We start from the raw sequence: 17,750 nt of genomic DNA, 5'->3' as shown, positions 1-17,750 counted from the left end.
AGTGGGTACCACGCTGGAAATCCTTTGTGTGCACGAGTTCATTCGCGAAAAGCCGCCAAGGCAAAATCGGCCTGTTAACAAGCAATGAGCACCTTTTTACCGACTTCCCTCAACTGATCAACGCACACCGTTGCTCTATGAAAGCCCCGCTTACAAACAAACATGATTCCAACCGCTTATTGTGGCATAGCTGCAAAGGATTAACTGATTTCATATCGCTAAGCCCCCAAGTAAGCAATCAGCCAACTACGCTAGAGAGCTAATAATCCGAGTGCAAACCGTTGGTTAACACTCGTCCGCACAATGCCTTCCCCAAAAATCAAACCGCTTCGCTCGCTTTACAACTACCGGCCGGGGCAGTTTTGAGCGGCAACCCAGATTTTGTGCCGACGTTTTTTTGATTGAACACTTAAAAATCGGACTGTATTTCACCGAGTTTATTGTGACCTTGCCAACTACTTAAAACGGAAACACCGATAGATTTAAACCGATCATCGCGACATTCAGCACAAATCCGTAGTTAGCCATGGTTTTGCGGAGTTTCGACTTGCACATCGCCACGGAAGCCAGTCCCAAGCCAACCAGATCCATCACGATAAAAGCCACAACTAAGAAGCGTAAGCCATCGCTGTTGGACACGCCATCCGTAGCAGCATAGATCGGAAATAAAATAAATAACCAGATAACAAAGTTACAAGCTGCCAGCAACAACGCCGCACTAGAAAACCCGAGTAATCGAAATTTCACATGGCGGGGCGGCGTTTCTTGAAATTCGTTGATCGGTTGATTCATTGTCACTACCACTGGTTAGTAATTCGGCACGGACTCTTGCAAGCAGTTTTTCGGTGTTTCATGCCAGCGGGTCCCGTTAATTTTTATGGTGTCAAACTATCTGTTTGCACCAAATAGTGACATGCTGACTTCGCCATTACCAGTTTTTTGACTTTTTGACACACGCATCAGAGATTTCCAACCGCACAGGGTTTCTAAATCTCCCGCTCCCCATCGTATTCCCCGCTCCATTAAAAACCGAAGCCGTCTCGGCGAGCCTTCAGCCAACCCTCTTCTAACAATTAGTACCGCTGATTTATCGCTTTCGATTAGCCCGGCGCTAAGGGTATGATTACCCCAGCAATCAGATGGTAAAGTCATCAATAAGAATGACAAAGCCCCTGCTGTTCATACCGTTGGTTGCCAACATAATTCCTATCAAAACGCATACAAGAAGGAAGGATATGAACAATCTCTCTGAAGAAGAACGTCAAAAGATACTGCAAAGCTCACCGGTCGGCACTTGGGCGCTGATGTTAATAGTCGGCGGCGGCATGGTCGTGGCTTGGCTGTTAATGTACTACGGCATATTTTTGCCTCGCGGCCACATTGGTTAAGGAGGCACTATGCATATCGATAAACTGGAAAAAAACTGGGCCGGCATCTCCTTGGGGATAGCCGGCTTATTTGTGACCGTCATTTTAGGATCGGCGTTTCTTCACGGCATTCACGCGCCGAGTAACGTCGAAACCATAGACTCAGCCAAACTGCATCTATCAGCAGAATTCGCCGAAGATAAACTCGGCGCGCACCGCAATGCCAACGGCAGCATCACCGTGCGCATGGTGGCCGGCCGTTATGGCTTTTATCCAAAAGAACTCACGCTGCCGGCCGAAACCGAAATCACCTTTCGCTGGGTCAGCCTGGACGTCATCCACGGCGTGCATATGCCAATGACCAATATGAGCACGATGATCGTACCCGGCTATGTGGCGCAGGTAAGCACCGCCTTTCATCATGCGGGCGATTATCCAGTGCTGTGCAACGAATATTGCGGCATGGGCCACGCGCATATGTGGAGCAACATCAAGGTGGTGAGCAAGGCGCAATGGGAAGCGCTCAATAAACAAGGGGGAGCAAATCATGGATAACGCAGCGGAAAAAAAATTGGCGCTGACTCATTTCTGGGTAGCGTTTGGCTCGTTCGGACTGGCGGCAGTGATGGGTCTGTATCAGGTCATCGAGCGTAGCGGCTTCTTCGGCTTTTTGGAATCACGGGAAGTGTATTATGCGTCGGTCAGTACCCATGGCGTGTTGATGGGCTTTGTACTGACCACATTTTTCATCATGGGTTTTGGCTACTATGTGGCCAACACCACATTGAAATTGCCGGTTTGGAACAAAACCTTTGCCTGGACCGGCTTCGGCGTGGCGTTGACTGGCGTAGTCTTGGCGGCATTACCGTTGCTGCTAGGCCAAGCTTCGGTGCTGTTTACCTTTTATCCGCCATTGATGGCGCATCCACTGTTTTATATCGGCGCGACCTTGTTGGTTGTGGGTTCGTGGTTCTGGTGCGTGTCGATGATCGTCATGTACATGCAATGGAAAAAGGCTAATCCGGACCAACCTGTACCGCTGGCCATGTTCGCCACCACCGCCAATGCGATTCTTTGGCTATGGACCAGTGCCGGCGTCGCTGCCGAAGTGCTTTTCCAGCTAATTCCCTGGGCCTTAGGCTGGATCGACACTATCGATGCCGGCCTGGCGCGCACTTTGTTTGCCTGGACCTTGCATCCCATCGTCTATTTCTGGCTGATTCCTACTTACACAGCCTTTTACACGCTGGTACCCAAACAAGCCGGCGGTTTCTTGTTCAGCGATGAGATGGCCAGAGCGGCGTTCATCTTATTAGTGGTATTCAGCTTGCCGATCGGTTTTCACCATTTGTACATGGACCCGGAACAAGGCCACGGCTGGAAAATTCTGCATGCGGTCGGCACTTTCGTGGTCACCCTGCCAACCTTTATCACCGGCTTTACCGTGATAGCCTCGCTGGAAATCGCCGGCCGACTCAATGGCGGCAAGGGCTTGTTCGGCTGGATTGCCGCCCTGCCCTGGAATAATCCGATGGTATTGTCGATTATTCTAGGTTTGTTGATGCTGATCTTCGGCGGCTTCGGCGGCTTGGTTAATGCCAGCTATGCGATGAACGCGATGGTGCATAACACCGCCTGGATTTCCGGACACTTCCACCTGATCTTCGGCGGCACCACCATCATCATGTATTTCGGGATCGCTTATTATTTCTGGCCGATTTTGACTGGTAAGCCGCTGTTCTGTCCGTCCATGGCCATCGCCCAACTTTGGAGCTGGTTTATCGGCATGGTCATCATGACCACCCCATGGCATATCCTGGGCTTGCTCGGTCAACCACGCCGGATCGATAGCGTCAATTACAACAATCTATTAACCATCTCCTGGGAGCCCTATGAAGTAACCATGATTTTTGGTGGTTTGATTCTGGTCGTTTCCGCCGGCATGCTGGTTTACAACCTGTATAAAACCCATCTCGGCAGCGAAAGCTATCAAGGCGAGGTGGAATACGCGGAACCGATACATGCGGTCAAGGATTTGCCCAGCTATCTGAACAGCTTCACCTTATGGAATATCGTTATCGGCATCTTCATGCTGATCGCTTTCGGCTATCCGATCCTGCAATTCTTCTTGATGGAAACCTTTGGTTCAGGCAGATGGGGGGTCTGATCATGAAAAAACTCATTCTAAGCGCAGCATTAGTGTTGCCCAGCGCGGCGTTTGCACAGCCTTCCTCACAAGTTGCCTGGACAGCCGATCAGTTAAATTTCGTCAAAGCCGGCAACCCGCAAAAAGGCGAAGAACTGGCCAAGACTTGCAGCGCCTGCCACGGCGAAAAAGGCATCAGTACCTCGGCGGCTTTCCCGTCGCTGGCCGGGCAATTGCCGACGTATTTGTACAAGCAATTGCAGGATTACGCCGACGGAAGTCGGGATAACGCGATGATGTCGGGCTTAGCCAAAACGCTGAGTAAACAGGACGCCGCCGATTTATCGGCGTGGTTCGGCTCGCAACCGCCAGCATTCCAATCGAAAACGGTAATGGTCTATGAAAAAGCCGAAGCCTTGGTTAAAAACGGCAGTCGCGAGCGAGTCTTGCCACCTTGCGAAGTGTGCCATGGTGGCAACGGCAAGGGCCAAGCCGTCGATATTCCGGCCATATCCGGCCAGAATGCCGATTACATCTCGGCTACACTGCATGCGTTTAAGGACGGTACGCGTCACAACGACATCTACAGCCGGATGCGTATCATCGCGCAAACCCTGACTGACGAAGAAATCAGCGAACTGGGTTATTACTACCAAAATATCAAAAACTAGTAATATGCTTGACACGGGAGGCAAGGCTTTTGCCTCCCGTGTCAAGCCTTGCGCCAAGCGATACCATGCTCAATAACTCGGAATAACATCTATGTCTGATCGCAACCAAACACCTGTTAAATATGCGTACAAAGGCGCCAATCTGATCAGCTTCGGCCTCTCGATCAAATTGCTGTTCACCGGTTATCTAACGACGATAGCCGCCGGTTATTTGATGGCCTTAATCCAGATTTTGTTTACCCACGGCATGGCCGACGGCAAATTCGGTTTGTCGATGGACGATATTGTTTATAGCTACTATGGTGACCGCTCCGGTTCGGTATTGGAATCCAAGCTAAACGGCTCGATGAAATATAACGCGCCTGAACAGGAGCGTTTCAAAATCATTCAATGGGTCAGGGATGGCGGTGAGGAAGCGGTTTATAACAAGGACATTAAACCCATCGTCGAGCAATTTTGCATCGGCTGTCATGGCGCCAATGCCGGTTCGCTGCCGGATTTCACCAAATTCGAGAACTTAAAAAAGCTGACGGAATCGAATGAAGGCGCAACCTTTCAATCACTGACCCGCCTGTCGCACATCCATTTGTTCGGCATCAGTTTTATTTTTATGTTTGTCGGTATCATTTTCAGCTTTAGTACCGGTGTACCGTGCAAATACAAATACCCCGCCATCGTGATGCCTTATTTGTTTCTACTGATAGACATCGCCTCGTGGTGGTTGACTAAACTCAATCCCCACTTCGCCTTGTTGGTGATTGTCGCTGGGGCCGGCTTGGGTGTTTCCTTTGCCTTTATGTGGACCGTGTCCATGTATCAAATGTGGGTACTAGGCGGCATTCTGAAGCAATCGGACCGCCGCAACGCGATATTGCGGGATTAACTGCTGAGTTAATTGAGGGGGCGCCGGAAAACTTTTAGGCGCCCACTTGGCGATAACAGGCGGCGAATTTAATCGGTAAGTTGTTCCGCAGTCGCTAGAATTTTCACTAAATCGTCATTCTGGCTGTCGAGTATTTCCAGACAAACCACCTCATCCAACCCCAGCAATTCCGGCATGTCCTCCGGACACACTTGGTTAGATGCGTCGCCTATGCCTAGGCGTCCCAATAGGCAATCGTTATAAAACGTCAACAGATTCAGTTGGTGGTTTTCGCCGCGATAGAAGGGGTTGTGATGGTGATAGACAATATCGGTAATCATGCGCGGCATCGACCACACATTCATCAGCCAAGCGCCGATTTCGGCATGATTGAGGCCGAAGGCAAAAGTCTCCAGATTGAAAATCGCCAGACTGGGATTGGCGTTGATCAAGCCGCTCAAATAACTAAACTCGTCAGGAAAACGATGCCCCAGTAACGGGAAACCGATATTGTGCATCAAGCCTGATAAAAACAAGGCTTGCGGCTCCGGTCGCGTAGCGGCCGGCATAACGGCAGCCAACTGCGCCATCAAGCGGGTGCTGGCCAAGGCATGGGTCCAGAACATCCGCGTACCTATCTGCCCTTCCTTCGGGGATTTCAACGGTGCCAGCACCGCCAAGCCCAAAGCCAAATCCAATACAAAATCAAACCCCAACACGCGAGTAATCGCATCATGCACCGTGGTGATCTGGCCGCGATAACCGTAGAGCGCGGAACTGGCCCAACGGGTAATTTGCGCTGTCAATAACGGGTCGAGTTCGATGATGTCGGCTAATTTGCGCGCATCCGCGCTGGGATCGGCGATCAGATTCAATATACGCAGCGCGCTGCCGGGCAAAGGCGGCAACGCTTTAATCTGGGCGATAGTCTCGCGCATGTCGCGCGGCGGGGTCAAACCGTTGCGTTGCCGGCTGCCAATGTTATCAAGCGTCCAGTTTATCAGGTTGGATTCCATCATTGCTCCGTCACTCAATTCAGGTTGAGTCGGTTAAGTTTACGGTACAGCGTTCGTTCACTGATATTCATTTCCGCCGCTATCAACTTGCGATTCCCCTGATATTTGCTGATCAAACTATTGATAAACTCCGCCTCGAATTGCGCCATGCTGTTAATTGGCGGGGAATGCGCATCGCCACTTGCCTCAGTGGCAGCGGCCGGCTCCCCTAGTCCTTGGCGCTGCATGAAATGAATGTCGGCTTCTTGAATGCTGTTATCCTGACACAAGCCGGCCGCCAATTGCAGACAGTTTCTCAGCTCACGGATATTGCCGGGCCAAGCATATTGGATAAGCTTGATTAAGGCCGTTTGCGTAATGGCATAGCCGCTATCGGCCTCGGTGTTTAACTGCGCTAAAAAATGATCGATCAATAAGGGCAAATCCTGTCTACGCTGCCGCAACGGCGGCACTTCGACCGGAAACACCGACAAGCGGTAGAACAAATCTTCGCGAAACCGACCGGCTTTGACCATGTCGGCTAAATTTCTATGTGTAGCACACACCACTCTGACGCTGGCTTTTTGCATCGCGGTGCCGCCTACCCGTCGAAATTGACCGCTTTCCAGAGCGCGCAGCAGTTTGGGCTGTTGCGACAGCGGCAATTCACCAATCTCATCGAAGAACAAGGTGCCGTTGTTAGCTAATTCGAATAAGCCTTTTTTTGCAGATGTCGCGCCGGTAAACGCACCCTTTTCATGCCCGAACAATTCGCTTTCAAATAACTCTTCGCCCAGAATCGTACAATCGACAATCACAAAATCGCCATCCGCCTGCCGGGAATGGCTATGCACAAATTCCGCCGCCAATTCCTTACCGGTGCCGGTCTCACCCAGCAATAATACCGGTGCTTGCGTATCCGCCGCCTGTCGCAGCCGAGTTTTATATTGTGCGAACACCGCGGACTTACCGATCATGGCCGGTGCCTCGTTGCCTTTTGCCGCGGACCTTTTCAACACGGTTAGCGTTTCGCCCAAATACAATGTGGCATCGGCATCCAGCAACGGAAAACCGCGCGCACTAAAAGAGCGCTGGGAACTGGCATCGTTGGTGTCGGCAAAAATACCGGCGTAGGCCTCCAGAGTTTGAAACAAGCGCTGATGACGGCAATTGCGATTTTCGGCGCAGCACGGTTGGCCGACCAAATTCTGCCGCATGACGCCAAAACTATTTTCCCAAGCGCGATTCACTGCCACGATACGTAAATCGGCGCCGATTATGATCAGCGGCAGATCATGAGTTTCCAGCAACGATTCCAGCGTAAAGGCACTGTGCGGCATAAATTCCTATCTATGTTTTCGGTGTTGTTAGCGCGTTAAAGGCCATTTTAAGCCTACAGCCCCAGGCATCAATGTTGCGCAATACCGCTAAGGATAACTCATTCATCATTGGGGAACATCTATGAAAGTTGGCCACCTGCCGATATGAATGCGCCTCTGTTTTAACCCTGGGGCAAGCGAGGCAGCATAACTATAGACGGAGATGGCCGACCTGGAGGGTACGCCAAAACCGCGATTGCGAGAATTAGCGTCTCATTCATCCAGCAATGATCAAGTCTCGCAGTCTTCGGATCGCGGCTAGATACCGCAACCCTGTTAAGAACATGGAGGTATCAAAGAATTTCAGAAAAATCCAAAAAACGATGTGCAACAACGATATTACAACCGTTGAGCCAATACTGAAGTGACAGGGCTTGCTATCCGAACGGGGCCGGCAATCGGCCCCGTACAATTTTTTGACTGGAGCGCCTATTTACATCTGCGATTGCAGATAGTTTTGAATACCGACTTTTTCAATCAGCTCCATCTGAGTTTCCAACCAATCGACGTGCTCTTCTTCGTTTTCTAAAATATGCTCGAACAACTCTCTGGTGACGTAGTCGTTGATGCTTTCGCAATAAGCAATCGCCTCTCTCAACAACGGTAAGGCCAGATGTTCCAACTTAAGGTCGCATTCCAGCATTTCCTTAGGATTTTCGCCTATCATCAAACGGCCCAGGCTTTGCAGATTGGGCAGGCCTTCCAGAAACAAAATCCTTTCGATCAATTGATCGGCGTGTTTCATCTCGTCTATGGATTCGTGATATTCCTTTTCATTCAGCTTTTGAAAGCCCCAATTTTTGAACATCCGGGCATGCAAAAAATATTGATTGATGGCGGTTAATTCGTTTTCCAGTGCCTTATTTAAAAATTCGATTACTTTTTTATCGCCTTGCATGTCAAATCTCCTGGGTTTTTGTGATTAGTTGGGCGTCATTCGCAGCCTGCAATAGCCGACATGCATTTTTTCTATCCAAAATTTGCGCAATGTCCTTGTTACATTTACCGCAATCGCCGCCAACGCCGAAACATTGCACCAACTGTTTCCGCGAGCATAAACCGCTCTCTATGGCAGCATCGAGCTGACTGTCGGTTACCGCTTTGCAGAGACACACATACATGGGCTATGCCACCCGCCTGCGCTGAACTTGCGCGGGATCCGCGGTGATTTTACGATAAATCTCCACGCGGTCTCCTTCCTTAACCGACGCATCCAATTTGGCCAGTTTACCGAAAATCCCGACCTTTTGGCTCTCCAGATCGATCTCCGGATACTGCGTCAACACGCCGGACAATTCAATCACTTCGGCGATGGTACTGCCCTCCGGCACCTCCAGCCGCAACCAGATTTGCCTGTCCGCCTGCGCATAACATACACCCACATTCATAGTTTACGCCCCTTCTTCCAAGACAATCGCATCAATAATGGCCGGTTCGCTCATTTTGGCAGCCGCTTTCCGGTCCAGCAGCCGTTTCAGCGCCACCATGAAACCCAGCATGATGAAACCGCCCGGCGGCAAAGCCATCAGCAAAAAGCCTTTGTATTCGGGAATCAAGGTAGTTTCCAAAAACCGAAAGCTCTCGCCCAACAGCACTGAGGCGTTGGCAAATAAAGTGCCGGCAGAGCTAATCTCCCGCATCGCCCCCAGTACCACCATCGCCGCAGTAAAACCCACACCCATCATCAACCCATCCCACATCGACGGCATGACCGGTTGCTTGGAGGCAAAGGCTTCGGCCCGGCCGAGAATGACGCAGTTGGTCACAATCAACGGAATAAACAGGCCCAGCACTTTATGCAGTTCATGCATCCAAGCATTCAGGAAAATATCCACCAGCGTGACCAACGCGGCAATCAACAAAACGAAAATCGGAATCCGGATTTCCGAAGGAATCAAATGCCGGCTCACCGATACCGCGGCGTTGGATGCCACCATCACCACCATGGTCGCCAAGCCCATGCCCAGGCCATTGGTTGCAGTCCCGGTGACAGCCAGCAACGGACACAGTGCCAGGTTTTGCGTCAAAACCACGTTGTTGTCCCACAGGCCGTCGCGGGCGATTTTTCTATATTGTTCTGAAAACAGAATCGAAAGATTCATGATGGTTTCTCCAAAAATCGTGAGCAGGTGTTAATACCCGAGAAGATCGCGACGGTTTTCTTCCCGTATGCCGCGCCGAGCACCGAAGCGTTTGCCGAGACTAGCCCGTTAGGGGAGCGGCATGGATGCCGCTCGTTTTCGGAGGGGCTGGGAAGCCCCTTCCGAAAACCCTCGCCAAACGCTTCGGAGCGCAGGAACAAAGCGGCATTCGGGCCGCCTTTCTTTTGGATACTTTTCTTTGGCGGAGCAAAGAAAAGTATCGCGGCTGTCGGTCCGCGAACCGACATACAAACTAAGCGTCGCGATAGCGACACATAAAAACTATCGGCTAGAGCTCAACAACTCCGCCTGATGCACTTTGTAAAACTCCAAGCCCCGCTTGATTGCCTGTACGACTTTGCGCGGCGTGATCGTCGCCCCGCTAAACTGGTCGAACACCCCACCGTCCTTTTTTACCGCCCACTGTTCGACCGTTAGGTTATCCAAGGACTTGCCGTTAAACGACAGCACCCATTTGGACTTGGTCACCTCGATCTTGTCGCCCAAGCCCGGCGTCTCGACATGCGCAATAACCCGCACGCCGAGAATTTCGCCCTTACTGTCGATACCCATCACCAAACTGATCGGCCCGGCATACCCGTCAGGTGCGACGAATTTAAAACAGACCGCGTTGACCAAACCTGCCTTTTTAGCCAGGTAGACCTCAGTTTGTTCTGCACCCAGATTGGCATCGGCAGATGGCAGCAACACGCTGTCTTTCAGCAAATTATTATCGTAAAGCTCAGCCGGAACCACTTGCTCCAGGTTGGCCTGTAGATCCTCCTGCAAGCGCAACTCGATCACACCGCGTGTCGCCAGATCGGCCACGCCCAGTAAAATCGCCGCCAACAACGCAAAACCACCCAGCACACCAGCCTGATACTGCAATAGCGGCCGCAATTGTTCCAAATGAGCTGGCTCCAGCCACACGGCCAGTTTTTGCCTTAAGTCGCTGAAAGTACGTAAAACGTACTCTATATATTGATGCGCTTTAGCGGGTGATTTAACGGGTTCGGAATTCATAGCCAGTCTCAGGAATTGGAAATATCGAGCGGCTTGCCGTTTCGGTAGCGGCCATAAATTCTCGGACGAATGTAATGATCGATCAGCGGCGTAACCGCATTCATCAATAAAATCGCAAAACCGGTGCCTTCCGGATAGCCGCCCCAAGAGCGAATCACGAAAATCAGCAAACCGCAGCCGGCACCGAAAATCACTTGGCCTAAAGGTGTGTTAGGCGAAGTGACGTAATCCGTGGCGATAAAAAACGCTACCAGCATCACCGCCCCGGAATTCAGATGTACCCACGGCCCCAGGTAATGCTGACTGTCCCAAGTATGAAAAATCGTCGATAGCAGAAAAATACTGAGCAGCAATGAGACTGGAATATGCCACTTGATGACGCCCTGCCTCATCAGCCAGATTCCACCGGCCAATAATAATAAAGATGAGGTTTCCCCAAGACTGCCGCGCTCCCAGCCGAGAAACGCTAAAAATCCCGAATACTCGATCAAACTGCCGGGCAACAGCCGGTTTTGCGAAAACTCGGTTTTCACCCAACCCAAGGTCGTAGCACCGGTCACCGCGTCAGGATTATCCAAGCCACCAAAGGTTATCGCCAAGCTATCTATCACGCCGGGCCCGGTGAACAGCGGCGATACGTTGGCCCAAGTAGTCATCTCGATAGGAAAGGAAATCAGTAAAGCCACCCTGGCCAGCATGGCCGGATTGAACAGGTTTTGCCCCAAGCCACCGTAAACGTGCTTGCCCAGTACAATCGCCAGAGCCGAGCCAACCACGCCTATCCACCACGGCGCCCAAGGCGGCAAGGTCATCGCCACCAGCAAACCGGTGACTATCGCAGAACCGTCCCGCAGATAAGGCATGGCCGCCACGCCTTTAATTTTCAGGCACAAACCTTCGAAAGCCATTGCAGACAGCACGGTCACCGCCAGCAAATACAAACCCGGCCAGCCGAACAACAATACGCCGCAGGCCGTGGCCGGTGCCAAGGCGATAATCACCAAGCGCATGATTTGATCGACACGGCGGGTAGCCGCCACGTGAGGCCCGCTAATCGGTTTATTACTCATACGGTTTCCTCTGCTGGCGCGGATTGCGCCTGTTGTGCGGCAGCCAAACGGGCGACTCTTGCTTCCTGAGCGCGTTGGGCTTCTGCTTCGGCTTCCAATCTGGCCCGTTCCATCCGATTATTTCTATCTTCGACTAAACGCTTGGTTTGTTCGGCTTTGTGCTCGGCTTGTTGGCGTTTAACTAACTCGCCGGAAGCAAATTTAAAGTAATGCACCAAGGGTATATTCGACGGGCAGACATAAGAACAACTGCCACAGCTAATGCAATCTTTTAGGCCTAAATCAACCGCCGAGTCCAGCTGGTTGGCTTTGATACGGCTGGCCATTTCCAAGGGCAATAAACCTACCGGACAAGCGGTCACGCAACTGGAACAACGAATACATGGCTGTACCGGAGGCTCATCAATATCGGCAGCAGATAAGGCTAAAATGCCATTACAAGCTTTAACCACCGGCACTTCGGCTATCGGTAGCGCATCGCCCATCATCGGCCCACCCATCACCAAGCGAGCCATTTTCGATTTTTCCAAGCCGCAAAACCCCAACACTTCCGACATCAAAGTACCGATGGGCACTTCCACGTTTCTAGGTTTGGCGACGGCAGCACCTGAGACAGTGACTACTCGGCTAATCAAAGGTTGGCCCAAGCATATTGCTTGATAAACCGCAAAGGCCGTGGCGACGTTGTGCACCACCACTCCAATGTCGGTAGCCCGACCGTCGGCGGGAATTTCCTGACCGGTTAAGTAGCGCAACATTTGCCGGTCCCAACCCATCGGGTAGCGCGTCGGCACTTGGGCCACGACGATATTTGAAAAACTCTGGCTGGCCACCTGCATGGCCGTAAAAGCCTCGGGCTTGTTGTCCTCGATACCCACTAAGGCTTTGGGCGCATCCATGCCGCGCAACATTAGCCGGATGCCGGCAACGATTTGTTCGGCTCTCTCCTGCATCAAGCGATCATCGCAAGTCAGATACGGCTCGCATTCGCCGGCATTAATCAGCAAGGTATGGATCTTGTTTTTACGGCCAAGACTAAGCTTGACAGCCGACGGAAACACCGCTCCGCCCAAACCCACCACACCGGCGGCGCCGACGCGCTGGCAGATTTCTTCCGGCTCGAGTTGAAACGGGTCTTCCGGAACGATTAAATCGGCCCATTGCTCTTTGCCGTCGCTTTCAATCACCACGGTCCTTATCGGCAAAGCCGACGGATGTGGTGCCGGAAAGTCCTTAACATCGGCGATAACGCCCGATGTTGGTGCATGCACAGGCGCCGAAATGGTGCCTTGACTATAGGCCAGCAATTGGCCCTTCAACACTTTCTCGCCGACTTTTACCACCGGCTCGGCAGGTTTGCCGACATGCTGTTGTACCGGAATATACAATTTTTTAGGCGTTGGAAAATTGGTAACAATGCTGAGCGGAGAGGTATCGGATTTGTGCTCTTCAGCGTGGATGCCGCCGCGCAAGCGGGGATTCTCGAACAGGGCGAACATAGGTGTCTCCGTCTCAGGCGGCTAACGGTTTCGGCCAGCGCCAGTTGCGCAAGGTCACTTCAACAGGGTGCATTTGCAGACATTCGGTGGGACATACTTCCACGCATTTTTTGCAACCGATGCAGGCATCCGCTACTACGGCATGGATCTGTTTTGGTGCACCGACGATAGCGTCGGTGGGACAAACCTTGAAACAGCGGGTGCAGCCAGTGCAGGTTTCTTCGCTAACCCTAGCCACCATAGCTTCTTGATCTTGGGTTTGGCTTAAATCGACATCGACGCCTAGTAATTTGGCGAGCTGTTCGACGAGAGATGTGCCGCCTGGCGGACACAATGTCACCGGTGCGGCGCCCGATACCAGAGCTTCGGCGGCTGGTCGGCAGCCGGGAAAGCCACACTGGCCGCATTGCGAACCGGGCATTAAGGCCTCGATGGTTTCTACTAAAGGGTCCGATTCCACCTTCAGATATTTGGCGGCAATCCCCAAAGCCACGCCCAGTAACAATCCCAGCGATGTCAAAATAACAATGGCAGATAAAACGTACATGATGTGCCTCTTATTTGCTGTAAAGCCCCGCGAATCCCATAAATGCCAGCGACAGGATGCCGGCGGTGATAAATGCGATGGGGGTGCCGGAAAAAAGCGCCGGCACTGCCATGAGCGCTAAGCGTTCACGCAGTCCGGCGAAGAGCACCATCACCAGGGTAAAACCCATTGCCGAACCAAAGCCAAACAACAGGCTTTGCACGAAATTGTATTTCTCTTGGATGTTAAGCAGCGCCACACCCAAAACCGCGCAATTAGTGGTAATCAGCGGTAAAAAAATCCCTAAAACTTGGTACATGACCGGACTGGTTTTATGTATCACCATCTCGGTAAATTGCACTACCGCCGCGATCACCAGAATAAAACCCAGCACCCTCAGGAAGCCAATATCGAACGGTATCAATAAACGATGCTCCAGCACCCAGCTGGCCGCGGACGCCAGCGTCAAGACAAACGTGGTCGCCAAACCCATGCCCAATGCAGTGTCGAGCTTGTTGGAAACCCCCATGAACGGGCATAAACCTAAAAACTTGACCAACACGACATTGTTGACCAAGGCTGTACCCAATATCAGTAGTAAGTATTCGCTCATCGTTTTGGACCCGGTGTTTTGTAACAAGACAGCATCATTTATGCCAATGCTGCGAAAACGCCACAACTCCCCGTTTTAGTGCAAAGCAGGGAGATTAGCCGCCAACATCTCTGTTCTAAAAAACACAGAGCTGAAACAAGTCCGCTAAAATTTGTCGTAAACCATACAAATCGCCGGGATTTTCCAACAGCCGCTAAGCGAAAACGCATTTGGCGCCCAAATTGCATGTAGTTTTCCAACTTAAGCCTAGAAAAACACGCGAGAACCATTTGCCATGACCAAATCCACCCCTGACTACCTGCAAGGCCAGATTGAGATTGAAACGGCCGATATACTATCGCCAAGCCAAAATCCACTTGGCCAATCGCTCAAAGGCGGCAAAGCCTCAAAAACCCTGCCGTTTTCTTTATTCGTTAAGGCTGTGGAGCAGGCGCCGGTAGCCATTTCAATTACCGATAAGAAAGCCAACATCCTGTATATCAACCAAGCCTTCACCGATGTAACCGGCTACAACGCCGCCGAAATACTAGGTAAGAACGAATCCGAACTGTCCGACAAGTCTACGCCCAGACAAATCTACTACGATCTTTGGCATACCATCTCCCGCAAGCAGGTGTGGCACGGCCAACTGATAAACCGGCAAAAGATGGGTCAGCGTTATCTGGCCGACCTGACTATTGCCCCGATGTTCGATGACCGCGGCGCCATTAGCCACTACATAGGTATGCACCGCGACGTCACCCAGGCGCATTACGCGGAACAGCAGGTCAGCAACCAGAAACAGCTGATCGAATCGGTGTTGAACGCCTCCCCCGTCGCCATGGTGGTGCTGGATAGCGACAAACGCGTTGTCCTCGACAATCAAATGTACAAAATGCTGATCAGCGAACTGGACAAGAAGGAGCCCGCTTTATTTTTCCTGGAAGCTCTGGAACAGGACATGGGCGACTTGTGGGGCGAAAACATCGACAGGCAACAAGGTTTTGCCAACCGTGAGGTAAGGATTGAAAGTGCCGGGCTTAAAGGCACGCGCTGGTTTTCCTGCTCCGGCAACTGGTTTATTGAAAACGATGTCTGTGCAGACAGCTTCTTCGCCAGACAATCCAAGGACTATTTGTTGCTGACCATCAACGACATCAGCCCCTTGCGCCGGCAGCAGGAAAAGCTGCAGATACAAACTTTGCGCACCATGTTGGCGGAAGAAGAACACATCCGCAGCATCCGCGAAACCCTGCTAGGCGCAATGCACCAGATTCGCCAGCCCTTAAACCAGATCCACGCGGCGATTCAAATCATGACCCAACGCAACGATGCCAACAACAGCCCGATCCGCGACCTGTTGGGCCAAGTGCAAAAAATGGGGGAAGAAACGCTTGCCACCTTGCAGCGCTGTGTGCCGGAAATTCCGGAGTCCGCGGTGGTGCCGGTGAATTTGAATCAGCTGTTGCACGAAGTGATGCTGCTGTATAGCACCAAATTTCTGGCAAACGGCATCGTAGTGGATTGGCTGCCCAACCCGGTGTTGCCGAATATCCTCGGCTCCGAAAACAAGTTACGCATGTTGTTCAAGCAATTGATCGACAACGCGGTCAATGCCATGAATCGGGCCAGCAGCCAGGAACGCATCATCAAAATCAGCACGACTATCGAACATGATTGGGTTTGCGTGTCGGTAGCCGATTCCGGCCCCGGCATAGCGGCCAACCAACGTAGCAAAGTGTTCGAACCGTTTTTCACCACCAATCAAAGCACCGCCGGCGTCCAGGCCGGCATGGGACTGGTCATGAGTAAGGAAATCGTCAATCAGCATAACGGCATGATAGAAATCGACCCGCAATATAAAAACGGCTGCAGTTTTATCATCCGTTTTCCCTGTCAAAAAAACCTGACCATGGTGAATATCCATGAGTGATCGTTTATTGCTGGTTGAATCCGAGCTGGATACGCTGTTTTTGGTCAGTCAGTTGTTGAACAGTACACACGACTTGCGGACCAAACTTAAAGGTATTCTGGAGATATTGCACAAGCGTAACGGCCTGCACTTCGGCATGATCACGCTACGCGACGTCGATGACGACAGCATGAGCATTTGCGAGATATACGGCGAAGGCATAGATCGTTCGGTACGCTACCAGCCGGGCGAAGGCTTGGTGGGTGCCATCCTCGACGAAGGCAGCACGATTGTCGTGGAACGCATCGCCGACGAACCGCGATTTTTGAGTCGCTTGGGCGTTTATAACCCAGATTTACCGTTTATCGGCTCCCCATTAGCCATCGAACAAGGCGAAGTAGTGGGAATTTTAGCCGCCCAGCCTTGTAGCTCGACTTTTTTGGGCGAACGCGCCCGCTTCATGGAGATGGTCGCCAATCTGATCGCCCAAAGCGTAAACATGCTGCGCGTCATGGAGCGCAAGCAAAACGAACTGGCCAGCGAACGCGACTATTTAAAACAAACACTGGTCAAAAACTACCGCTTCGAAAACATCATCGGCCACTCCGAGCCGATGCTGAAAGTATTCGACATCATCCGCCAGGTAGCGAAATGGCATACCACCGTGTTGATTCGCGGCGAATCCGGCACCGGTAAGGAAGTAGTCGCCAGTTCTATTCACTTCAATTCCGCCTGCGCCAACGGCCCGTTTCTTAAGTTGAACTGCGCAGCGTTACCCGACACCTTGCTTGAATCTGAGTTATTCGGCCATGAGAAAGGCGCATTCAGCGGCGCAATCGGCCAGCGCAAAGGCCGCTTCGAACTGGCGGACAATGGCACGCTGTTTCTTGACGAAATCGGCGAGATTTCCGCGTCTTTTCAAGCCAAATTGTTGCGTGTGCTGCAGGAAGGCGAATTCGAGCGGGTCGGCGGCGTCCGCACCCTGAAAGTGAATGTGCGCATTATCGCCGCCACCAACCGCAACCTGGAGCAGGAAGTGGCCGAGGGCAATTTCCGCGAGGACTTGTATTACCGCTTGAACGTGATGCCCATTAATATGCCGCCGCTGCGCGAGCGTATCGAGGACATTCCGGAACTGGCCAGTTTTCTGTTAAACCGGATTTCCCGCCAACAAGGCGGCCGGCCACTGGAAATCAAGGAAAGCGCGATCCGGATTTTGATGAAACACGATTGGCCGGGTAACGTCCGCGAATTGGAAAACCGTTTGGAACGGGCAGCGATTATGAGCCAGGAAGGTGTTATCGACCGCGACGTGATTGCCAGCACCGGGCTGGAAAACGAAATCGGCATCAGCCGCACCCCGCAATCGATCAAACACATCGACCTGCACGACGAGAACATGGACGAACGGGAGCGGGTGATCGCCGCGCTGGAACAAAGCGGCTGGGTGCAAGCCAAAGCGGCGCGTCTACTGGATATGACGCCCAGGCAGATTGCCTATCGGATTCAGACCTTGAATATCAACGTTAAGCAGATTTAGAAAACCTGCAGCTCAAATAATTAGAGA

General features: G+C 51.9%; 19 protein-coding genes. 7 read left to right on the top strand and 12 right to left on the bottom strand.

Translation table 11 applies throughout. The features are described from left to right. Positions 1–459: 459 nt before the first annotated feature. Complete coding sequence (locus EBB_RS09330) at positions 460–792, bottom strand: hypothetical protein (RefSeq protein ID WP_192393445.1); 333 nt, start codon at positions 790–792, stop codon at positions 460–462. Between the two features lie 443 nt (positions 793–1,235). On the opposite strand from EBB_RS09330, the gene EBB_RS09325 reads away from it, so the two are divergent. The 5 genes from EBB_RS09325 to EBB_RS09305 all read left to right on the top strand — a co-directional run bounded on the left by EBB_RS09325 (position 1,236) and on the right by EBB_RS09305 (position 5,067). Next, complete coding sequence (locus EBB_RS09325) at positions 1,236–1,388, top strand: hypothetical protein (protein WP_051669688.1); 153 nt, start codon at positions 1,236–1,238, stop codon at positions 1,386–1,388. Positions 1,389–1,397: 9 nt separating this feature from the next. Beyond that, entirely contained in the window at positions 1,398–1,922 is a 525-nt protein-coding gene (locus EBB_RS09320; RefSeq protein WP_192393444.1) for a cupredoxin domain-containing protein, read from the top strand. Continuing rightward, positions 1,915–3,534 (top strand): b(o/a)3-type cytochrome-c oxidase subunit 1, encoded by a 1,620-nt coding sequence (locus EBB_RS09315; RefSeq protein WP_192393443.1) that lies wholly within the window; start codon positions 1,915–1,917, stop codon positions 3,532–3,534. The genes EBB_RS09320 and EBB_RS09315 overlap by 8 nt, the downstream gene beginning before the upstream one ends. 2 nt (positions 3,535–3,536) lie before the next feature. Then, positions 3,537–4,184 carry a c-type cytochrome gene (locus EBB_RS09310; RefSeq protein ID WP_192393442.1) on the top strand — a complete coding sequence of 216 codons (648 nt, stop codon included), beginning with the start codon at positions 3,537–3,539 and terminating at the stop codon, positions 4,182–4,184. 91 nt (positions 4,185–4,275) lie between these two features. Then, positions 4,276–5,067 carry an Aq_1264-related membrane protein gene (locus tag EBB_RS09305; RefSeq protein ID WP_192393441.1) on the top strand — a complete coding sequence of 264 codons (792 nt, stop codon included), beginning with the start codon at positions 4,276–4,278 and terminating at the stop codon, positions 5,065–5,067. 68 nt (positions 5,068–5,135) lie between these two features. Here EBB_RS09305 and EBB_RS09300 read toward each other — a convergent pair whose 3' ends face one another. From EBB_RS09300 to rsxA, 11 genes are all read right to left on the bottom strand, one after another. Further along, positions 5,136–6,065, bottom strand: coding sequence for an HDOD domain-containing protein (locus EBB_RS09300; protein WP_192393440.1), 930 nt, complete (start codon positions 6,063–6,065; stop codon positions 5,136–5,138). An 11-nt stretch (positions 6,066–6,076) separates the two neighbouring features. After that, on the bottom strand, positions 6,077–7,381 hold the full coding sequence (locus tag EBB_RS09295; protein WP_192393439.1) for a sigma-54 interaction domain-containing protein: 1,305 nt from the start codon (positions 7,379–7,381) through the stop codon (positions 6,077–6,079). Positions 7,382–7,853: 472 nt separating this feature from the next. After that, positions 7,854–8,318 (bottom strand): bacterioferritin, encoded by a 465-nt coding sequence (bfr, locus tag EBB_RS09290; protein ID WP_192393438.1) that lies wholly within the window; start codon positions 8,316–8,318, stop codon positions 7,854–7,856. Position 8,319: 1 nt separating this feature from the next. After that, positions 8,320–8,541, bottom strand: coding sequence for a (2Fe-2S)-binding protein (locus EBB_RS09285; protein WP_192393437.1), 222 nt, complete (start codon positions 8,539–8,541; stop codon positions 8,320–8,322). Between the two features lie 3 nt (positions 8,542–8,544). Then, positions 8,545–8,808, bottom strand: a complete 264-nt coding sequence (locus EBB_RS09280) for an RnfH family protein (protein WP_192393436.1) — start codon at positions 8,806–8,808, stop codon at positions 8,545–8,547. A gap of 3 nt (positions 8,809–8,811) precedes the next feature. Beyond that, positions 8,812–9,522, bottom strand: coding sequence for an electron transport complex subunit E (locus EBB_RS09275; protein WP_192393435.1), 711 nt, complete (start codon positions 9,520–9,522; stop codon positions 8,812–8,814). A gap of 321 nt (positions 9,523–9,843) precedes the next feature. Continuing rightward, a complete protein-coding gene (gene rsxG, locus EBB_RS09270; protein ID WP_192393434.1) occupies positions 9,844–10,584 on the bottom strand; it encodes an electron transport complex subunit RsxG in 741 nt (246 codons plus the stop codon). An 8-nt stretch (positions 10,585–10,592) separates the two neighbouring features. Beyond that, positions 10,593–11,654 carry an RnfABCDGE type electron transport complex subunit D gene (locus EBB_RS09265; RefSeq protein ID WP_192393433.1) on the bottom strand — a complete coding sequence of 354 codons (1,062 nt, stop codon included), beginning with the start codon at positions 11,652–11,654 and terminating at the stop codon, positions 10,593–10,595. Further along, on the bottom strand, positions 11,651–13,153 hold the full coding sequence (gene rsxC, locus EBB_RS09260) for an electron transport complex subunit RsxC (RefSeq protein WP_192393432.1): 1,503 nt from the start codon (positions 13,151–13,153) through the stop codon (positions 11,651–11,653). The genes EBB_RS09265 and rsxC overlap by 4 nt, the downstream gene beginning before the upstream one ends. 13 nt (positions 13,154–13,166) lie before the next feature. Further along, on the bottom strand, positions 13,167–13,700 hold the full coding sequence (rsxB, locus tag EBB_RS09255) for an electron transport complex subunit RsxB (RefSeq protein ID WP_192393431.1): 534 nt from the start codon (positions 13,698–13,700) through the stop codon (positions 13,167–13,169). Between the two features lie 10 nt (positions 13,701–13,710). Beyond that, the gene (gene rsxA, locus EBB_RS09250; protein ID WP_026147191.1) at positions 13,711–14,292 is read right to left on the bottom strand and encodes an electron transport complex subunit RsxA; all 582 of its coding nucleotides are present in this window, start codon (positions 14,290–14,292) and stop codon (positions 13,711–13,713) included. Positions 14,293–14,566: 274 nt separating this feature from the next. Between rsxA and nifL the strand changes: the two genes are divergently transcribed. Beyond that, on the top strand, positions 14,567–16,204 hold the full coding sequence (nifL, locus tag EBB_RS09245) for a nitrogen fixation negative regulator NifL (protein ID WP_192393430.1): 1,638 nt from the start codon (positions 14,567–14,569) through the stop codon (positions 16,202–16,204). Then, complete coding sequence (gene nifA / locus EBB_RS09240; RefSeq protein WP_192393429.1) at positions 16,197–17,723, top strand: nif-specific transcriptional activator NifA; 1,527 nt, start codon at positions 16,197–16,199, stop codon at positions 17,721–17,723. Before nifL ends, nifA begins: the two co-directional genes overlap by 8 nt. The last annotated feature ends 27 nt before the right edge of the window (positions 17,724–17,750 follow it).

It is taken from the genome of Methylomonas fluvii (assembly GCF_014850975.1).
In the GTDB taxonomy this organism is placed as follows: domain Bacteria; phylum Pseudomonadota; class Gammaproteobacteria; order Methylococcales; family Methylomonadaceae; genus Methylomonas; species Methylomonas fluvii.
The sequence above is the reverse complement of the archived record's forward strand: the minus strand, read 5'-3'. Positions and strand labels throughout refer to the sequence as shown.